A 16,811-nucleotide genomic window follows, 5' to 3' on the forward strand; every position below is an offset into this window, starting at 1 on the left:
TTCTTGCCGACCTTCGCGGCGACATCCATCAGCTCGCCATAATTGTCGATCCCGTCCACATCTATGGTGATGCTTTCCGCCGGCGCGCCGGTCTCGGTCCCGTCCTTGCGCAAGCCGGTCTCGAAATCGCGGATGACATCCTTGCCGCCGTCAAAGACGAAGGTGTCATGCCCCCAGCCGCCCAGCATGACGTCATTGCCCGCGCCGCCGCTCAACGTGTCGTCGCCGAAATCGCCGTGGAGCGTGTCATTGCCAGCGTCCCCGGCGACGAAATCATTGCCATAGCCGCCGTGGATGGAATCGTTTCCGGCCTCGCCGCGCAGGCGGTCATTGCCGCCCTCGCCGAACAGGCTGTCGCGGCCTACCCCGCCAAAGATGGTGTCATTGCCCGACCCTCCGGCGATGAAGTCGTTCCCGGCCTCGCCCCAGATCCGGTCATTGCCCGGATCGCCGAACAGGAAATCCCCGCCGTCACCGCCCCAGATGCTGTCGTCGCCGGTCCCGCCAAGGACGAAGTCGACCCCGCCATTGCCGTGGATCGCGTCATTGCCTGCAAGACCCAGAAGGCCCTCGTCACCCGACTTGCCGTAAAGGGCGTCATTGCCCATCGTGCCCCGCCGCGTGTTCAGGCCTTCCAGCCGGTCAAGCTGGTCCTCCAGCGTGTCGGCAATCTCGGCCAGCATGTCCGCATAGATCCCGGCATAGGTCTTGTAAGATAGGGTCGCCATCGCGAATCCTCCTTTGTGAAGCTGCGACTCGTCAGACTCGGGGACTCTTGTGCCACAGGCTTGACGGTGCGGCGACGCAGCCCGCTCCCGCAGAAGGAGATCGGCGGAAATCGACACAGATCAGGGAAGGTTCTGCGCGCTTCCCCGCCACTGCCCGCAATCAGGCAGCGACACCTGCATGACGATCGGGCAAAAACCGGCGGGCCGGGCCAAAATGCCCGCCGCCCGATTCGCCCGCCATGCAGCTATTGCGGAAACCCCTCCGCGCAGCGCAATTCCCCGGTGGCAAGGCCGCGCCAGTTCACTTGCGGCCCGCTCAGATAGCGGCTGACCAGAGGCGATGACGGCTCCAGCACACCCAGATGAACCAGCAGCGCCGTGATGGCGGCTTCCGAGCCTCGCGTCGCGCCGTCGGTGATCTTCAGCGCGATGCCAAGGCCGCGTCGCGGCAGGATCGCAACAAAAACGCCCTCGGCGCCGGTCTTGACGGCGACCTCGCCCTTCATCGCGCGCATCAGCTCGGTGCAGGCCCTGCCCTCGCCGGCGACGAGTTCGGGATGGGCCATCATCGCCTCGACCAGCCGATGCTGGGCCTCTCCGCGCGCACCCGGTCCGGGCGTCGCAAAACCGGCCATCGCACGGGCGAGGCTCTCGACGCTGCAGGCGAAATTCGGGGCGGAACAACCGTCGATCCCCCACCCCGCGACCCGCGCGCCGGTCACATCCTCGAAGGCGGCCCGCACGGCGCGCTGCACGGGATGGTCGATCGCGACATAATCCGCGTCACCGCCCAGGGCCTTGTTCAGGGTCAGGAAGCCTGCATGTTTCCCCGAGCAGTTGTTGTGCAGCTGGCAAGGCGCATCGTCCGAGCAGACCAGCCGCCTGCGCTCGTCGCCGTCATTGGGCAAATGGCTGCCGCAGCGCAGGTCGGATTCGGCAAGGCCCAGGCCCTCAAGCCAGCGCCCGACCCGTTCGACATGCATCCTCGCGCCATTATGGCTCGCACAGGCCAGCGCAAGTTGCTCGCTCCCAAGGCCCGCGCGCTCCGCCGTGCCGCTCTCGACCAGAGGCAGCGCCTGGATCATCTTGCAGGACGAGCGCGGATAGATCACCGCGCCGGGATTGCCCCAGGCCTCGACGATGCCATTCGCATCGGCGATGACGACATGGCCGCGATGATGGCTCTCCAGAACGCCGCCACGCCACAATTCGATCAGATTTGCCGCAGTCACAGATGTTTTTCCCCTGACAATCACGCGATTTTCCCTCATCGGGGCTTTTTCGCGTGCCGGTTTTCGCATTATCCTTGAACCGGATGGTTGAATCCACCACCGACATCGGCAACAAGTCCGGATAAACCGGACCATGGCAGGAGGCCAGAGCATGTTGAATTCCGCCCCGCGCGTGGCGGCGACAGCCGCCGCTTTCGCAATCGCCCTTTCTGCGCCCGCTTTCGCGCAGGATTCGACGAACGTGATCGGCAACCAGGGCGACTGGACGGCGTTTTCGGCCTCCAGCCCCAAGGAATGCTGGGCCGTCTCGGCGCCCAAGTCGACGCAGAACACGGATGCGAATGGCAGTCCGCGTGAAGTGACCCGTGGCGACATCCGCCTTTACATCGCCTACCGCCCCGGCCAGTCGGGCGAGGTGTCCTTCTCCGGCGGCTATCCCTTCGCCCCGGATTCGGCGGTCGAGGTCAATATCGGCGGTAATGTCTTCAAGCTGTTCACCGAGGGTGAAAGCGCCTGGACCGGCTCGCCCTCGGATGACGGCAAGCTGATCTCGGCACTGCGCGGCGGCTCCACCGCGGTGATCACCGGCCGCTCGGCCCGGGGCACCGTGACCAAGGACACGTTCAGCCTTTCGGGCATCACCGCGATGTCCAACAAGGCCCAGGACAGCTGCAAATAGCAGCCCGGCTGCGAATTTCACCAGATTCCGGGAAACAGGGGCCTGCGCCCCTGTTTTCTTTTTGGCGCCTTTACCCTATATAGCTTCCTTCCCCATCGTCGCCCGGACCCGCCCAACCATGAATGCCCCGATCACGCAAGACGTCCTGACCATCCCGCGCAAGCTGCCGGAATCGGAGCTCAGGAACATCGTGGGCCTGACCCGCGCCCAGCTGCAGGATGCGCTGATCGAGGCCGGGACGCCCGAGAAGCAGGCGCGGATGCGCGTCGGCCAGATCTGGCAATGGGTCTATCACTGGGGTGTGCGCGATTTCGCGCAGATGACCAACCTCGCCAAGGATTACCGCGCCTTCCTGGCCGAGCGGTTCGAAATCACCATCCCCGAGATCGTGACCCGCCAGGTCAGCGCCGACGGCACCCGCAAATACCTGCTGCGCATCGCCGGCGGGCATGAGGTCGAGACGGTCTATATCCCCGAAGAAAACCGCGGCACGCTCTGCATCTCCAGCCAGGTCGGCTGCACGCTGACCTGCTCCTTCTGCCACACGGGCACGCAGAAGCTGGTGCGCAACCTGACCGCGGCCGAGATCGTGGGGCAGCTGATGGTGGCGCGCGACGATCTCGGCGAATGGCCGAAACAGGGCGAACCCAAGGACGAGACGCGCCTCGTCAGCAATGTCGTGCTGATGGGCATGGGCGAGCCGCTCTATAATTTCGACAATGTCCGCAACGCGATGAAGGTGGTCATGGATGGCGAAGGGATCAGCCTCTCGCGCCGCCGCATCACCCTCTCGACGAGCGGCATCGTCCCCGAGATCGCCCGGGCGGCCGAGGAAATCGGCTGCCTGCTCGCCGTGAGCTTCCACGCCACCACCGACGAGACCCGCGACAAGCTGGTGCCGGTGAACCGCAAGTGGAACATCCAGACGCTGCTCAATGCGCTGCGCGACTATCCCCGGCTCTCGAACTCCGAGCGGATCACCTTCGAATATGTGATGCTCGACGGCGTGAATGACAGCGACGAGGACGCGCGGCGGCTCGTCAAACTGATCCGCGGCATCCCTGCCAAGATCAACCTGATCCCGTTCAACGAATGGCCCGGCGTCGCCTATAAACGCTCGAGCTGGGACCGGATCGAGGCTTTCGCCGATATCGTCCACAAGGCCGGCTACGCCTCGCCCATCCGCACCCCGCGGGGCGAGGACATCATGGCCGCCTGCGGCCAGCTGAAATCGGCCACCGAACGCGGCCGCAAGACCGCGGCGCAAATCGCGGCCGAGGCGCGCGCCTGAAACGGCGACGGGATCGCCCGACCCTTCGGTCGCATTCGGGTATTTGAAAAACGGTGATGACAGGCGCCGCGCCCGATCTTCACCGTTTCCCAAATACCCATTGCCAGGTCGCCAGCCGCGAGAGGCTTGCGATTCACGAATGCGGGCGCAACCTGCGCCGAACTTGCCCCACGCGCCGCATGGTCGTAGAAGCGTCACGACCTGAGCATGAGGCGCGAATGACCAACCCCAGACCCGTCGTCCTTTGCATCCTGGATGGATGGGGCATTTCCTCCCGACCCGAACAAAGCGCGCCGGACCAGGCCTCGACCCCCAACTTCGACAGGCTGATGCGCGATTGCCCGCATGGCACGCTGATCACCTACGGCCCGGATGTGGGCCTGCCTCGGGGCCAGATGGGCAATTCGGAGGTCGGGCACACCAATATCGGCGCGGGCCGGGTCGTCGCGATGGATCTGGGGCAGATTGACCTCGCGATCGAGGATGGCAGTTTCTACGAGAATACCGGCCTTGGCGATTTCATCGCGAAGCTGCTCGCGACCGGGGGCACCGCGCATCTGATGGGCGTGGTGTCGGATGGCGGCGTCCATGGCCATATCCAGCATGTCATCGCCGCCGCCCGCGCGGTCGCGCAGAAGGGCGTACCGGTGGTGATCCACGCCATCACCGATGGCCGCGACGTGCCGCCAAAATCGGCCATGGGTTTCGTCACTGAATTGCAGGGCAATCTGCCCGCGGGCGCCCGGATCGGCACCGTGATCGGCCGCTATTACGCCATGGACCGCGACAACCGCTGGGAACGGGTGAGCCGGGCCTATGCCGCGATCGTCCGGGCCGAGGGCGATGAGGTGGCGAGCGATGCCCCCCATGCCGTCGAGGCCGCCTATCTGCGAGACGAGACCGACGAGTTCATCCAGCCGACCGTACTTGCGGGCTATAAGGGCGCGAAGGATGGCGACGGTTTCTTCTGCCTCAACTTCCGGGCCGACCGGGCGCGCGAGATCCTCTCGGCTCTCGGCGATCCCGAGTTCAGCGCCTTCGACGCGGGTGCGCGGCCGAAATGGGCGGCGCTGCTCGGGATGGTCGATTACTCGACCCGGCATGACGCGTTCATGGAGGCGGCCTATCCGAAGCGGCAGGTGGTCAATACGCTGGGCGCCTGGGTCGCGCAGAAGGGCCTGCGCCAGTTCCGTCTGGCCGAGACCGAGAAATACCCCCATGTCACCTTCTTCCTGAACGGCGGCAAGGAGACCCCCGAGCCGGGCGAGGACCGCTTCATGCCGGCAAGCCCCAAGGTCGCGACCTATGACCTCGCCCCGGAAATGGCGGCGGCCGAGGTGAGCGCGAAGCTCGTCGAGGCGATCGAGGCCCGCTATGATCTGATCGTGGTGAACTTCGCCAATCCCGACATGGTCGGCCATACTGGCAGCCTCTCTGCCGCCATCCGCGCCTGCGAGGCGGTGGACCGGGGCCTTGGCATGATGCTCGACGCGCTCGACCGGACCGGCGGCGCGGCCGTCGTCATCGCCGACCATGGCAATTGCGAGACGATGATCGACCCGGCGACCGGCGGCCCTCATACCGCCCATACGGTGAACCCGGTTCCCGTCATCGTGTATCACGCCCCCGAAGGCGCGGTCCTGCGCGACGGGCGGCTTGCCGATGTCGCGCCGACCGTCCTCGACCTCATGGGCCTCGACCTGCCGCCCGAGATGACCGGCACGTCGTTGATCGGCCACAGATGAGGTTCCGCTTCCTCCTGCCCGCCGTTCTGGCCCTCGGGGTCGCCAGCGTCGCGCCCGCCCAGCAGGCAAGTTCCGCCCAGCAGAGCGCGGCGTTGAACGAGGCCGCAGAGGAGGCCGCGCGGGCCGCCGACATGCTGCGCGACGCGACCGGCCAGCTCGACGAGGCGCTGAGCAAGGACGATCAGGTCGCGTCCCTGACCCAGATGATCCGCGCCTACGAGCAGGGTCTTAGCGCGCTGCGCGACGGGCTGCGCCGGGCCGGCATCCGCGAGCAGGAGATCCGGGCCGAATTCGACGCCCGGCGCGAGCGTCTGGGCCGTGTCGTCGGCGTGATGACCGCGATGCAGCGCTCGCCCGAGACGATGCTGCTTTTGCACCCTGCGGGGCCGGAGGCTTCGGCGCGAGCGGGGATGATCCTGAGCGCGGTCGCCCCCGGCCTCCAGACCGAGGCCGAGGAAATGCGCCAGCAGCTCGACGAGATCCGCACCGTCCGCACGCTTCAGCTCAACGCGGCGAATACCCTCGCCCAGGGTCTGGGGCAGGTGCAGGAGGCGCGGCGTCTCCTCGCCTCGGCCGTCACCGACCGCTCGGACCTGCCGGTGCGCTTCGGCGAGGATCCCGAGGAGCTGACATCGCTTGTGCAATCGGCCGATACGCTCGACGCCTTCGCCTCGGGCATCGTCGGGATGGAGCAGGACGTGGGCGCGCCGATGGCCGATTTCGAGGGCGCGCAGGGCAGCCTGCCGCTGCCGGTCCTCGGCACCGTATTGCGCCGCTATAACGAGGCCGACGCGGCCGGCGTCGAGCGGCCGGGGCTTGTGATCACAACCGGCCCTGCGGCGCTGGTGACGACGCCCTGGGCTGCGACCATCCGCTATCGCGGGCCGCTTCTCGATTATGGAAATGTCATGATCGTCGAGCCCGCGCGCGGCTATCTGATGATCTTTGCGGGCCTTGCCCAGGTCTTCGGAGAGACGGGCGACGTCCTTGCCGCCGGGGATCCGGTCGGCCTGATGGGCGGGACCGAGCCCTCGGCGCAGGAATTCGGGGCCGAGTTCGTGGCCAATGCGGCGCTTGGCAGCGACGGCGGGCAAAGCGAAACACTGTATGTTGAACTGCGCAAAAGCAAGGAAACACTGGACCCGGCCGAGTGGTTCGTGATGAATCCCATCATGGACGCGACAAGCGACAACCCAACCGGGCAGGACGGAACATCGGAATGAAACATTATCTTCTGGCCGGAGCGATCGGCACCATCGCCGGCACCATGGTCGCCACCCAGTTCGCCGGCCCCCTCGTCGCGCAGGAGACCGGCAAGAATGCCGGCATCTACGAGCAACTCGACCTGTTCGGGAACGTGTTCGAGCGGGTGCGCTCGGACTATGTCGAGCAGGTCGACGACAAGGAACTGATCGAGGCGGCGATCAACGGGATGCTGACCTCGCTCGACCCGCACAGCTCGTTCCTTGCCGCCAAGGATTACGAGGACATGCAGACCCAGACCCGTGGCAGCTTCGGCGGCCTCGGGATCGAGGTCGGGCAGGAGGACGGCCTCGTCAAGGTCATCTCGCCGATCGACGATACGCCTGCGGCCGAAGCCGGCGTCAAGGCGGGCGACTACATCACCCATGTGAACGGCGAATCGCTGATGGGCCTCAATCTCGACGAAGCGGTCGAGAAGATGCGCGGCCCGGTCGGGTCCGAGATCAAGATCACCATCCTGCGCGAGGGCGAGCAGGAGCCGTTCGACCTGACCATTGTGCGCGACACGATCAAGCTCACCGTGGTCAAGACCCGGATCGAGGGCCATGCCATCGTGCTGCGCGTCTCGACCTTCAACGACGAGACCATGGACACGCTGAAATCCGAGATGGAAAAGGCGATCAAGGAAGCCGGCGGCATCGACAAGGTCACGGGCTTCGTCCTTGACCTGCGCAACAACCCCGGCGGCCTCCTGAATCAGGCGATCGAGGTGTCGGACGCCTTCCTCGACAAGGGCGAGATCGTCTCGACCCGCGGCCGCAAGCCCGAGGAGAGCGAGCGCTGGAACGCCAAGACCGGCGATCTGGCCGGAGGCAAGCCGATGGTCGTCCTGATCAATGGCGGCTCGGCCAGCGCGTCCGAGATCGTGACCGGCGCGTTGCAGGACCACCGCCGCGCGATCGTCGTCGGCACCAAATCCTTCGGCAAGGGTTCGGTCCAGACGGTGATGCCTGTCACCGGTGACAGCGCCATCCGCCTGACCACGGCGCGTTACTACACACCCTCCGGCCGCTCGATCCAGTCGCTGGGCATCCAGCCCGACATCATCGTCGAGCAGCCCGCCGCGAAACCGGCCGAGGAAGAGGACGCCAGCAAGCCCAAGACTGATTCGAAATTCCTGAACTCGGAAGCTGATCTGCGCGGCGCGCTGAACAACGATTCGATCAGCGACGAGGAACGCAAGCAGATCGAGGAGGAGGCCAAGCAGGTCGAGGCCACCGCCAAGCTGCGCGAGGATGACTACCAGCTTGCCTATGCGGTCGACATCCTCAAGGGGCTTTCGGCCGTCAACTTCCAGGCGAGTGCGGTTCCCGACAGCGTCAAGCCCGCCGTCACCGGCGAGGATGCGACCGACGAGGGTGCGAGCCGGAAATGACCGAGCAGCTTCTCGGTCCTGCCGGCCTGCCCTATCGCCCCTGCGCGGGGGTCGTCCTGATCAACCGCGAGGGGCTGGTCTTTGCCGGCCAGCGCATCGACAATCCCGGCGACGACCGCGAGCGCGCCTGGCAGATGCCGCAAGGCGGCATCGACGAGGGCGAGACCCCGTATCAGGCCGCCCTGCGCGAGATGACCGAGGAGACGGGCATCACCCCCAATCTGGTCGACGTGCTGGCCGAATCACCCGACTGGGTGACCTATGACCTGCCGGCCGAACTGCTCGGGAAGGTCTGGAAGGGGCGCTATGGCGGCCAGCAGCAGAAATGGCTGGCGCTGCGTTTTCTCGGCGCGGATAGCGACGTGAACATCCAGACCAGACATCCCGAATTCGACCGCTGGCAATGGATGCTGGCAGGCGATCTGGTCGCGCGGATCGTGCCCTTCAAGCGCGCGGTCTATGAGCAGGTGTTCCGGGACTTCAGGCAGTTGCTGGCCTGACCAGCCCCTCTACTCGGCCCATGCCCGGTCGGTGGTGAAGGCGATGGTCAGCCAGCGGTCGGGGCCCTCGCCGCCGATCTCCTCGCCGATCTCGTCGCGGATGCGGTCCCATTCCTCCAGCCGGCGGGGCGCGCCGCCGGTGGGCACGATGAAATAGATCTCGATCTGCCGGCCGCGCCCCACCCGCGCCACATAAGCGCGGTGGCTCAGAAAGCCGTATTTCTCGACCTGACGCAGGGCAATTTCGTCGACATGCTGGCGCAGGTCCGGGGGCGTCACCAGCAGGATATCGGCCAGCGCCTGCTTGACGGTCGAGAACGGGATCGGAATAACCGCGGTCGAAATCACCATCAGTGCAACCGGGTCGATATAGGGCGACATCCATTCGAGGGCGGTGCCCTGGATCAGCCAGCCGAAGATGAACGCCACCAGCAGCGCCCCGGTCATGGCCGAGGCCATGATCCAGGCCTTGACGTCAAGCACCAGGAAATTCGATCCGATGCTGCGATTGGCGCGGTGGCCGTAATTGGCCATGATGCATCCCGCGACGACCACGATCGCGGCGTAGAGAATCGCCCAGCCGAATTCCAGATCGTGCCCGCCGCTCAGCAGGCTGCCGATCGAAGTGATGAGCGCATAGATCGCCGCACCCATCAGCATCGAGCCGTTGAGGCCCAGCACGATCGGCTCCAGATGCCAGAATCCCATGTTGAAGCGTTCGGTCAGCTTCGAATGCCGCCCGACGCCCCCCGCCGCGATCAGCCGCGCGACCAGCAACGTCAGGACCGTCATGCTGGCATCCGTCAAGGAATAGATACCGTCGAAGATGACCGAGGACGAACCGGACACCACGCCGAAGCCGACGCCGATCCCCGCGATGATGAAAGTCACGAAGATGGAACGGCGCAGAACTTCCTGTTCCCGTGACATCGACTTCGCCCCCTCTCGCCCGTTGGCATCAGGTGAAATCTGCAGGCAATCCTGCCCGGCAGACAAGTGCCCCCGCGCTTCATCCCTTGCGATTCGGCCTCGCTTGTCCCACATTCCCCCCCGAGGACGACCTCACCCGCATGGGACATGAACCGGGACGACCCGATTTTTTGAACGGAGATCGGGTATGCCTTGGCTTATCCTCGTAGTTGCGGGCCTTCTGGAAGTCGTCTGGGCCTATTTCATGAAGAAATCCGAGGGCTTCACCCTCCTCGGCCCTTCGGTCATCACCATCGTGGCCATGATCGCCAGTTTCGGATTGCTGGCGCTTGCGATGAAATCGCTGCCGCTCGGGACCGCCTATATGATCTGGACCGGCATCGGCGCGGTCGGGGCCTTCATCCTCGGCATCACCTTGCTTGGCGAGGCCGTCACCCTGACCCGCGTTATTGCCGCGCTTCTGATCGTCTCGGGGATCCTGACGATGAAGCTGGCCGGGTCGCACTGACCCTCACAAGGTCTGCGCAAGGGCTTCGAGCTGGTCTGCGGCGAGGCCCCAACCGCTGTAAAAACCCATCTCCTCGTGCTCATCGCGCGATTCGGCGGTCCAATGCATGGCGAGGGCCTGATAATCCGTCCGGCCCTCACCGGCATCCGCCATGGTGATCCGCCCGACGAAAAAGGGCTTTCCCGCCGGTCGCCATCCGGGTTCGAAGGCATCGGTAAAAACCAGCCCCTCCTCCGGCACGATTTCCAGAAAGACGCCCTTGTTCTCGAAGCTTTCGCCCTCGGGTCCGTTCAATACCGTCACGAAGGGGCCGCCGGGACGCAACTCCATCCGCACGTCCGAGACATACCAGGGTCGCGGGCAGAACCATTGCTTCAGCAGGTCGGGCTCGCTCCAGCAGCGCCAGATCTTCTGACGCGGGGCGTTCAGCACCCGCGTGAGCAGCAGGTCGTTCGCAGCGTCGATCATCCGCATCCCTCCTGATTGGGTGGGGTCACGATAGCAGCCCCACATCACAATCAGAAAGCACCCCGGTGGGTTTCAGGCGGCGGCGCCCAGACCGGCCAACCGCGCCTTCAGCGCCTCACGCGGGATCTCGGCGCGCGCGCCCTCCATCACCGCGCGGCCGCGTTCCAGCATCAGGAAGCGGTCGCCCAGATCATAGGCAAAGTCGAAGAATTGCTCGACCAGCACGATGGCCATGTCGCCGCGCGCGCGCAGACCTTTGATGACCCGGCCGATCTGCTGGATGATATTGGGCTGGATCCCCTCGGTCGGCTCGTCGAGCAGCAGCACGCGCGGCCGCATGATCAGCGCCCGCGCGATGGCAAGCTGCTGCTGCTGCCCGCCCGACAGATCGCCGCCGCGACGGTGGCTCATCTCGGCCAGCACCGGGAAATGCTCGAAGATCTCGTCGGGGATCCGCCGCTCACCCCGCGGCAGGACGGAAAAGCCGGTCTCGAGATTCTCGCGCACGGTCAGCAGCGGAAAGATCATCCGCCCTTGCGGGACGAACCCCACGCCGCGCGCCGCCATGGCCTGCGCATTGACGCGGCCCAGCTCCTCGCCATTCAGGCGCAGCGTGCCGCCCGAACGCGGATGGCTGCCCGACAGTACCTTGAGCAGGCTGGTCTTGCCGACGCCGTTATTGCCCATGACGCAGGTGACCTGCCCCGGCTCGGCGATCAGGTTGACGCCATGAAGGATCTGGCTGCCGCCATAATGCAGGGTGATGTCGCGTGCCTCAAACATCCCTCAGCCCCTTCCCAGATAGACTTCGATGACCTGCGGATTTGCCGTGACATGGTCGAGGCTGCCTTCGGCCAGGACCGATCCCTCATGCAGCACCGTCACCTTGCAGCCGAGGCGGCGGACGAAATCCATGTCATGCTCGACCACCACCACGGCATGTTTCTCGGCCAGTCGCCGCAGCAGGGTCGTGGTCTGTTCGCGCTCGGCCAGCGTCATCCCGGCGGCGGGTTCATCGACCAGCAGCAGGCGCGGATCCTGCGCCAGCAGCATCCCTATTTCCAGCCATTGCTTCTGGCCGTGGCTCAGTTCCCCCGACTTGCGGGCAAGCTGGTCGGAAAGCCCGACCTCGGCGGCGAGTTCGCCGACCCGCAGGACGCTGGCGGCGGTCGGCTTCCAGCGGAGCACGCGAAAGGGGCTGCGCGGCGCGCTCAGCGCCATGGTCAAGTTCTCGGCCACGGTCTGGTCCTCGAACACGGTCGGGCGCTGGAACTTGCGGCCGATCCCGGCTTGCGCGATCTGCGATTCGCTCATCCTCAGCAGGCTTTTCGAGGCCTCGCCCCACAACACCTCGCCCTCGTTCGGGCGGGTCTTGCCGGTCACGATGTCCATGAAGGTGGTCTTTCCGGCGCCATTCGGGCCGATGATCGCGCGCAATTCACGCTCGCCGATCTCGAAGGAAAGGTTGTTGATGGCCCGGAACCCGTCGAAACTGACCGAGATTCCGCGCACCTCCAGCAGTGCGCTCATTCCACGGCCTCCCTCTCGCGCAGGGCACCCATGTCGGGGCCAAGCGGTGCGCCGCGCCGTCTGGGCGGGCGCAGCCCCTCGAACAGATCGACAAGGCCCGCGATTCCCTTGGGCGCCAGCAGCGTGACCAGCACGAAGCTGAGGCCCAGCAACACCTGCCACCAGTCGACCCAGCGGATCGTGTAGAAGCAGAGGTTCAGGTCAGGCGCGCGACCGCCGGTGAACCAACTTGACAGCAGCGACACGAAAACCGCCCCGATCGCCGCGCCGTAAAGCCGCCCGCGCCCGCCGATCGCGACCCAGACGGCAAGGTAGATCGAGGCGATGGGGGCCAGTTCCGCCGGGTTGATGATCCCGGCTTGCGGGTAATAGAGCGCGCCCGCGATGGCGGTGATCACGGCGGCAAGGACAAAGACCACCAGCTTGTAGCTTTCGACGGAATAGCCGAGGAAACGCACCCGCGCCTCGTCATCGCGGATCGCGCGGGTGACGCTGCCGAATTTGCCCGAGGCGACCCAGGCGATCAGCAGATAGCCCAGCCCCAGCGCCAGGGCCGAGGCCCAGAGGAACCAGACCGACAGCCGTTCCTGCCCCACCCCGTCGAGGCCGGGAATGTTCTGCAGTCCCGAAAGGCCGTTATTCCCGCGCAACCCGGAATCGTTCTGGAACAGGTAAAGCGCCAAGGCGAGCGTCATCGCCTGCGTCAGGATCGAGAGGTAAACCCCGTTCACGCGCGAGCGGAAGGCGAGCCAACCGAAGACCAGCGCCAGCAGCCCCGGCACCAACACCACCAACGCAAGCTGCGCGGGCAGCGATCCGGCAAAGGCCCAGATCGCCGGGAACCGGTCCGCCCCGACGACGCCGAAGATCTGGGTCGCGACGGCGGCGGAAATCTCGGCCTCGGTCGGCGGGATCGGCAGGTTCGCGAGCGATCCGGCGACGATTCCCTCGGTCCGGGCGACCATCAACCACATGCCGATCATGTAGCCGCCAAGCGCAAAGAAGGCCATCTGGCCGAGGCTGAGGATACCCGCATAGCCCCAGACGAGGTCCATGGCGACAGCGGCCAGCGCAAGGCACAGGGTCTTGCCCAGCGTCTTGACCATGCTGGTCGAGATGACCCCGGTGCCATAGCCCGTCGACAGGATCGTGACCGCGACGGTGAAGACCGCCAGCACGCCAAGGAAAACGAGGATCGAAGGATGACGCAGGACAAGAGGTTTGCGCATGTCAGGCCCCCGCGGCGCGGCCCTTGGCGGCGATGATGCCGCGCGGCCGGAACTGGATGAAGATGATGATGAAAAGGATCATGTAGGTCTGCGCGGCCAGCGTATTGGCCGGGTTGAACCACTCGATCCCCTTTTGCAGGAAGCCGATCAGCGCCGCGCCCGCCAGCGTGCCCCAGATATTGCCGACGCCGCCGACAACCACGGTCATGAAGCTTTGCACGATATAGTCGCTGCCAAGCTCGGACGTGACCTTGGCGAAAAGCCCGATGGCGACACCCGCGATTCCCGCGATGCCCGAGCCGAGGCCGAAGGTCAGCATGTTGATGCGGTCCGGGCTGATCCCCATGCTGGCCGCCATTGCGGGGTTCTGCGTCACGGCGCGGACCTCCAGCCCCAGCCGGGTGCGGTTCATGATGAAGAGGTAGAGGCCGAGGAAAACCAGCGCGAGGACGAAGATCGCGATGCGGATATAGCTGATCGAGATGACGTCGTTGACGGTCAGCGCCCCGTCAAGCCAGCCCGGCGCGGTCAACGGCCGCGCCTGTGTGCCGAAGATGTTCTTGGCGAGTTGCTGCAGCGCGATGCTGACGCCGAAAGTCGCAAGCAACGTCTCCAGCGGGCGTTTATACAGGTGGCGGATCACCAGCCGCTCCAGCGCGACGCCTGCAGCGAAGGTGACGATGAAGGCCAGAGGCAGCGCCACGATCAGCGAGACGGTGCGGTCGGCGATGAATTGCTGGACGACATAGCCGGTATAGGCGCCCATCATGATGAACTCGCCATGCGCCATGTTGATGACACCCATCACTCCGAAGGTGACGGCGAGGCCGATGGCGGCCAGGAAATAGATCGAGGCCAGCGACAGCGCGTCAAGCGACAGGTCGGCAGCCTGCATCAGCCCGATGCGCGTCCCGGTGCCGCGCAGCGCGGCGCGGGCGGCATCGGTCACTTCGGCATTCGGCTCGGCATAGAGGTCGAGGAACCGGTGGCGCGCCAGCGCGGCGTCAACCTCCTCCTCGCTGGCGGCGGGCTGGACGAGGCCCTGCCCTTCCAGCGTGTTATAGGCGCGATCCCTCGCCTCCTGATTCCCAAGTTCGGCGACGGGCACGCCGCCGACCGCCGCATTGACGATATGTTGGGACAGCGTGGCGCGCATTGCCTCGGGCGTCAGCCGCGCCGGGGCAAGGCCCTCGGCGACCAGCATCGCATAGGCATCGTCGCGGCTGATCTCACCACCCACGGACAGCTCACGGGCGATGTTCGCCCCGGCCGGAACCACCTCTAGCGCCACGCGCTTCGTCGCGAGGATCGGGTTCAGGCTGGCGCGGAAATCCAGCCCGGTATCGCCGCCAAAGCCCTCGATCGCAGCGACGCGGGCGGCTGGGTCGGGGTCGTATTGGATGGTCAGCAGCCGCTCCACCCGCGCCTTGCGGGCGGCAAGGGCCGGGTCGGGATCCTCCAGCGCCTCGCGCAGCAGTTGAAGCTGGCTGGCATCGGCGCGGCGGGAGAGCGAATCCAGCGCCTCGGCCCGACGCTTCGGGTCGGGATCGGAAAGCGCGTTCCCGGCCAGCGCGGCCATAATCACCCCGCGCACGCCAGAATTGGGGCGCAGCAGCGTCACCTCACCATTGGCAATCACGCCCAGATCGGCGCCGTTTGCGGCATCGGTCAGCGCCAGCCCATCGCCATCGGGCGTGGTGATGACCAGCAGCCCGTCGCTTTTGCGGATGCCCAGTTCCCGGTCGCCCCAGGCTTGCAGCAAGGCCGCGCCCTGCGGGCCGGCAGCGGTAATCGCCTCGACCACCGGACTCACGGATTGGCGCGAGGGTTTTTCGATCTGGTCGCGATGCTGGGCAATGACCGCCGCGAGGTCGGGCGTTTGCGCCCCGGCGCCCAGCGGCAGACACGCGGCGGCGAACGCCAGGACAAGCAGAAAAAGACGCATGAAGGCCTCGGATTCCGGGGGAAGGGCGGCAAATCGCACCGCCCCTCCCATCAGCGTTTCAGTAGTTCGAACCGAGCTGCACGCAGCTATTCGTCTCGGTGTTCCACATGCCGCATTTGTTCTTGGTCCAGTCGGAATCGAGCTTGGCGCTTTCCGGCAGGAAGTCGGTCCAGGCGTCGCCCGGGACTTCCTCGGTCTGACTGACGATGTCGAACTGGCCATCGGCGCGGATCTCGCCGATCAGGACCGGCTTGGTCAGGTGGTGGTTCGGCAGGACTTTGGCCGTGCCGCCGGTCAGGTTCGGAACCTCGACCCCGACGATCGCCTCCAGCACCGGGTCGGTATCGGTGGTCCCGGCCTTTTCGACCGCCGCGACCCAGGCGTTGAAGCCGATCATCGTGGCTTCCATCGGGTCATTGGTCACGCGCTTGTCGTTCTTGGTGAACTTGTGCCACTCGTCGATGAAGGCCTTGTTCTCGGGCGTGTCGGCGGATTCGAAATAGTTCCAGGCCGCGAGGTGCCCGACGAGGTTCGCGGTGTCGAGGCCCGCGAGCTCCTCCTCACCGACCGAGAAGGCCATGACCGGAATGTCGTCGGCAGAAACGCCCGCCGCCGCCAATTCCTTGTAGAAGCCGATATTCGCATCGCCGTTGATGGTCGAGACCACGCCGACCTTCTTGCCATCCGCGCCAAGCGCCACGACATCGGCCACGATCTTGGACCAGTCGGAATGACCGAAGGGCGTATAGTTGACGAAGATGTCGCCCTCGGCCACGCCCTTGCTCTTCAGATAGGCGTCGAGGATGTTGTTCGTCGTGCGCGGATAGACATAGTCGGTCCCGAGCAGCGCCCATTTCTCGACGCCCAGCTCATCGGCCATGTAATCCACCGCCGGGATCGCCTGCTGGTTCGGCGCGGCGCCGGTATAGATCACGTTCTTCGAGCTTTCCTCGCCCTCATACTGGACGGGATAGAACAGCAGGCCGTTCAGCTCCTCGATCACCGGCAGGACCGACTTGCGGCTCACGCTGGTCCAGCAGCCGAAAATCGCGTCCACGCCATTGACCGAGATCAGCTCACGCGCCTTTTCGGCGAAAAGCGGCCAGTCCGAGGCGGGATCGACCACCACCGCCTCGATCTTCTTGCCCAGAACGCCGCCCTTGGCGTTCTGCTGGTCCACCATCATCAGGACGGTGTCTTTCAGCGTGGTTTCGGAAATCGCCATGGTGCCGGACAGCGAATGCAGGACGCCGATCTTGATCGTGTCCTCCTGCGCCCAGGCACCACCCGCAAGACCCGCCGAAATCAGGGCCGCCACGGCGGCGCTGCTGTAGATCTTCATCCCTGTTTTCCCTCTCGTTGATTATGCCGCGTGACGGCAGGGTCGA

16 protein-coding genes are annotated in these 16,811 nt (G+C 65.6%); 7 read left to right on the forward strand and 9 right to left on the reverse strand.

Going from position 1 to position 16,811, the window contains the following annotated elements; translation table 11 throughout:
- Together VNQ78_RS07395 and VNQ78_RS07400 are read right to left on the reverse strand one after the other, a co-directional pair.
- A partial coding sequence (locus VNQ78_RS07395) for a calcium-binding protein (protein ID WP_325688212.1) occupies positions 1 to 728 on the reverse strand: 728 nt, incomplete at its 3' end.
- A 245-nt stretch (positions 729 to 973) separates the two neighbouring features.
- Positions 974 to 1,999 carry an asparaginase gene (locus VNQ78_RS07400; protein ID WP_325688214.1) on the reverse strand — a complete coding sequence of 342 codons (1,026 nt, stop codon included), beginning with the start codon at positions 1,997 to 1,999 and terminating at the stop codon, positions 974 to 976.
- A 112-nt stretch (positions 2,000 to 2,111) separates the two neighbouring features.
- Here VNQ78_RS07400 and VNQ78_RS07405 point away from each other — a divergent pair, with 112 nt between their 5' ends.
- From VNQ78_RS07405 to VNQ78_RS07430, 6 genes are all read left to right on the forward strand, one after another.
- Positions 2,112 to 2,639: an invasion associated locus B family protein gene (locus VNQ78_RS07405; RefSeq protein ID WP_325688216.1), complete on the forward strand. Its 528-nt coding sequence runs from the start codon at positions 2,112 to 2,114 to the stop codon at positions 2,637 to 2,639.
- A gap of 118 nt (positions 2,640 to 2,757) precedes the next feature.
- Positions 2,758 to 3,930, forward strand: a complete 1,173-nt coding sequence (gene rlmN / locus VNQ78_RS07410; protein WP_325688218.1) for a 23S rRNA (adenine(2503)-C(2))-methyltransferase RlmN — start codon at positions 2,758 to 2,760, stop codon at positions 3,928 to 3,930.
- A gap of 218 nt (positions 3,931 to 4,148) precedes the next feature.
- The gene (gene gpmI / locus VNQ78_RS07415) at positions 4,149 to 5,675 is read left to right on the forward strand and encodes a 2,3-bisphosphoglycerate-independent phosphoglycerate mutase (protein WP_325688220.1); all 1,527 of its coding nucleotides are present in this window, start codon (positions 4,149 to 4,151) and stop codon (positions 5,673 to 5,675) included.
- On the forward strand, positions 5,672 to 6,898 hold the full coding sequence (locus tag VNQ78_RS07420; protein WP_325688222.1) for a peptidase M23: 1,227 nt from the start codon (positions 5,672 to 5,674) through the stop codon (positions 6,896 to 6,898). The genes gpmI and VNQ78_RS07420 overlap by 4 nt, the downstream gene beginning before the upstream one ends.
- Positions 6,895 to 8,313, forward strand: coding sequence for a S41 family peptidase (locus VNQ78_RS07425; protein WP_325688224.1), 1,419 nt, complete (start codon positions 6,895 to 6,897; stop codon positions 8,311 to 8,313). The genes VNQ78_RS07420 and VNQ78_RS07425 overlap by 4 nt, the downstream gene beginning before the upstream one ends.
- Positions 8,310 to 8,813 carry an RNA pyrophosphohydrolase gene (locus VNQ78_RS07430; RefSeq protein WP_325688226.1) on the forward strand — a complete coding sequence of 168 codons (504 nt, stop codon included), beginning with the start codon at positions 8,310 to 8,312 and terminating at the stop codon, positions 8,811 to 8,813. Before VNQ78_RS07425 ends, VNQ78_RS07430 begins: the two co-directional genes overlap by 4 nt.
- Before the next feature lie 9 nt (positions 8,814 to 8,822).
- On the opposite strand, the gene VNQ78_RS07435 is transcribed toward VNQ78_RS07430, so the two are convergent.
- A complete protein-coding gene (locus VNQ78_RS07435; RefSeq protein WP_325688229.1) occupies positions 8,823 to 9,743 on the reverse strand; it encodes a cation diffusion facilitator family transporter in 921 nt (306 codons plus the stop codon).
- A gap of 187 nt (positions 9,744 to 9,930) precedes the next feature.
- On the opposite strand from VNQ78_RS07435, the gene VNQ78_RS07440 reads away from it, so the two are divergent.
- Positions 9,931 to 10,251, forward strand: coding sequence for a DMT family transporter (locus VNQ78_RS07440; RefSeq protein WP_325688231.1), 321 nt, complete (start codon positions 9,931 to 9,933; stop codon positions 10,249 to 10,251).
- Between the two features lie 3 nt (positions 10,252 to 10,254).
- On the opposite strand, the gene VNQ78_RS07445 is transcribed toward VNQ78_RS07440, so the two are convergent.
- The 6 genes from VNQ78_RS07445 to urtA all read right to left on the reverse strand — a co-directional run bounded on the left by VNQ78_RS07445 (position 10,255) and on the right by urtA (position 16,765).
- On the reverse strand, positions 10,255 to 10,719 hold the full coding sequence (locus VNQ78_RS07445; RefSeq protein ID WP_325688233.1) for an SRPBCC family protein: 465 nt from the start codon (positions 10,717 to 10,719) through the stop codon (positions 10,255 to 10,257).
- 72 nt (positions 10,720 to 10,791) lie between these two features.
- Entirely contained in the window at positions 10,792 to 11,502 is a 711-nt protein-coding gene (gene urtE / locus VNQ78_RS07450) for an urea ABC transporter ATP-binding subunit UrtE (RefSeq protein WP_325688235.1), read from the reverse strand.
- 3 nt (positions 11,503 to 11,505) lie between these two features.
- Positions 11,506 to 12,249: an urea ABC transporter ATP-binding protein UrtD gene (gene urtD, locus VNQ78_RS07455; protein WP_325688237.1), complete on the reverse strand. Its 744-nt coding sequence runs from the start codon at positions 12,247 to 12,249 to the stop codon at positions 11,506 to 11,508.
- Positions 12,246 to 13,478, reverse strand: coding sequence for an urea ABC transporter permease subunit UrtC (gene urtC, locus VNQ78_RS07460; protein ID WP_325688239.1), 1,233 nt, complete (start codon positions 13,476 to 13,478; stop codon positions 12,246 to 12,248). Before urtC ends, urtD begins: the two co-directional genes overlap by 4 nt.
- Before the next feature lies 1 nt (position 13,479).
- Positions 13,480 to 15,423, reverse strand: coding sequence for an urea ABC transporter permease subunit UrtB (gene urtB / locus VNQ78_RS07465; protein ID WP_325688241.1), 1,944 nt, complete (start codon positions 15,421 to 15,423; stop codon positions 13,480 to 13,482).
- A gap of 58 nt (positions 15,424 to 15,481) precedes the next feature.
- Positions 15,482 to 16,765 carry an urea ABC transporter substrate-binding protein gene (gene urtA, locus VNQ78_RS07470; protein ID WP_325688244.1) on the reverse strand — a complete coding sequence of 428 codons (1,284 nt, stop codon included), beginning with the start codon at positions 16,763 to 16,765 and terminating at the stop codon, positions 15,482 to 15,484.
- Between the last annotated feature and the right edge of the window lie 46 nt (positions 16,766 to 16,811).

The organism is Paracoccus sp. (in: a-proteobacteria), assembly GCF_035556475.1.
GTDB lineage: Bacteria > Pseudomonadota > Alphaproteobacteria > Rhodobacterales > Rhodobacteraceae > Paracoccus.

Coding starts and splice junctions, on each gene's coding strand:
- VNQ78_RS07400 (WP_325688214.1), bottom strand. CDS start 1,999: ATGAGGGAAAATCGCGTGATTGTCAGGGGAAAAACATCTGTGACTGCG.
- VNQ78_RS07405 (WP_325688216.1), top strand. CDS start 2,112: ATGTTGAATTCCGCCCCGCGCGTGGCGGCGACAGCCGCCGCTTTCGCA.
- rlmN (WP_325688218.1), top strand. CDS start 2,758: ATGAATGCCCCGATCACGCAAGACGTCCTGACCATCCCGCGCAAGCTG.
- gpmI (WP_325688220.1), top strand. CDS start 4,149: ATGACCAACCCCAGACCCGTCGTCCTTTGCATCCTGGATGGATGGGGC.
- VNQ78_RS07420 (WP_325688222.1), top strand. CDS start 5,672: ATGAGGTTCCGCTTCCTCCTGCCCGCCGTTCTGGCCCTCGGGGTCGCC.
- VNQ78_RS07425 (WP_325688224.1), top strand. CDS start 6,895: ATGAAACATTATCTTCTGGCCGGAGCGATCGGCACCATCGCCGGCACC.
- VNQ78_RS07430 (WP_325688226.1), top strand. CDS start 8,310: ATGACCGAGCAGCTTCTCGGTCCTGCCGGCCTGCCCTATCGCCCCTGC.
- VNQ78_RS07435 (WP_325688229.1), bottom strand. CDS start 9,743: ATGTCACGGGAACAGGAAGTTCTGCGCCGTTCCATCTTCGTGACTTTC.
- VNQ78_RS07440 (WP_325688231.1), top strand. CDS start 9,931: ATGCCTTGGCTTATCCTCGTAGTTGCGGGCCTTCTGGAAGTCGTCTGG.
- VNQ78_RS07445 (WP_325688233.1), bottom strand. CDS start 10,719: ATGATCGACGCTGCGAACGACCTGCTGCTCACGCGGGTGCTGAACGCC.
- urtE (WP_325688235.1), bottom strand. CDS start 11,502: ATGTTTGAGGCACGCGACATCACCCTGCATTATGGCGGCAGCCAGATC.
- urtD (WP_325688237.1), bottom strand. CDS start 12,249: ATGAGCGCACTGCTGGAGGTGCGCGGAATCTCGGTCAGTTTCGACGGG.
- urtC (WP_325688239.1), bottom strand. CDS start 13,478: ATGCGCAAACCTCTTGTCCTGCGTCATCCTTCGATCCTCGTTTTCCTT.
- urtB (WP_325688241.1), bottom strand. CDS start 15,423: ATGCGTCTTTTTCTGCTTGTCCTGGCGTTCGCCGCCGCGTGTCTGCCG.
- urtA (WP_325688244.1), bottom strand. CDS start 16,765: ATGAAGATCTACAGCAGCGCCGCCGTGGCGGCCCTGATTTCGGCGGGT.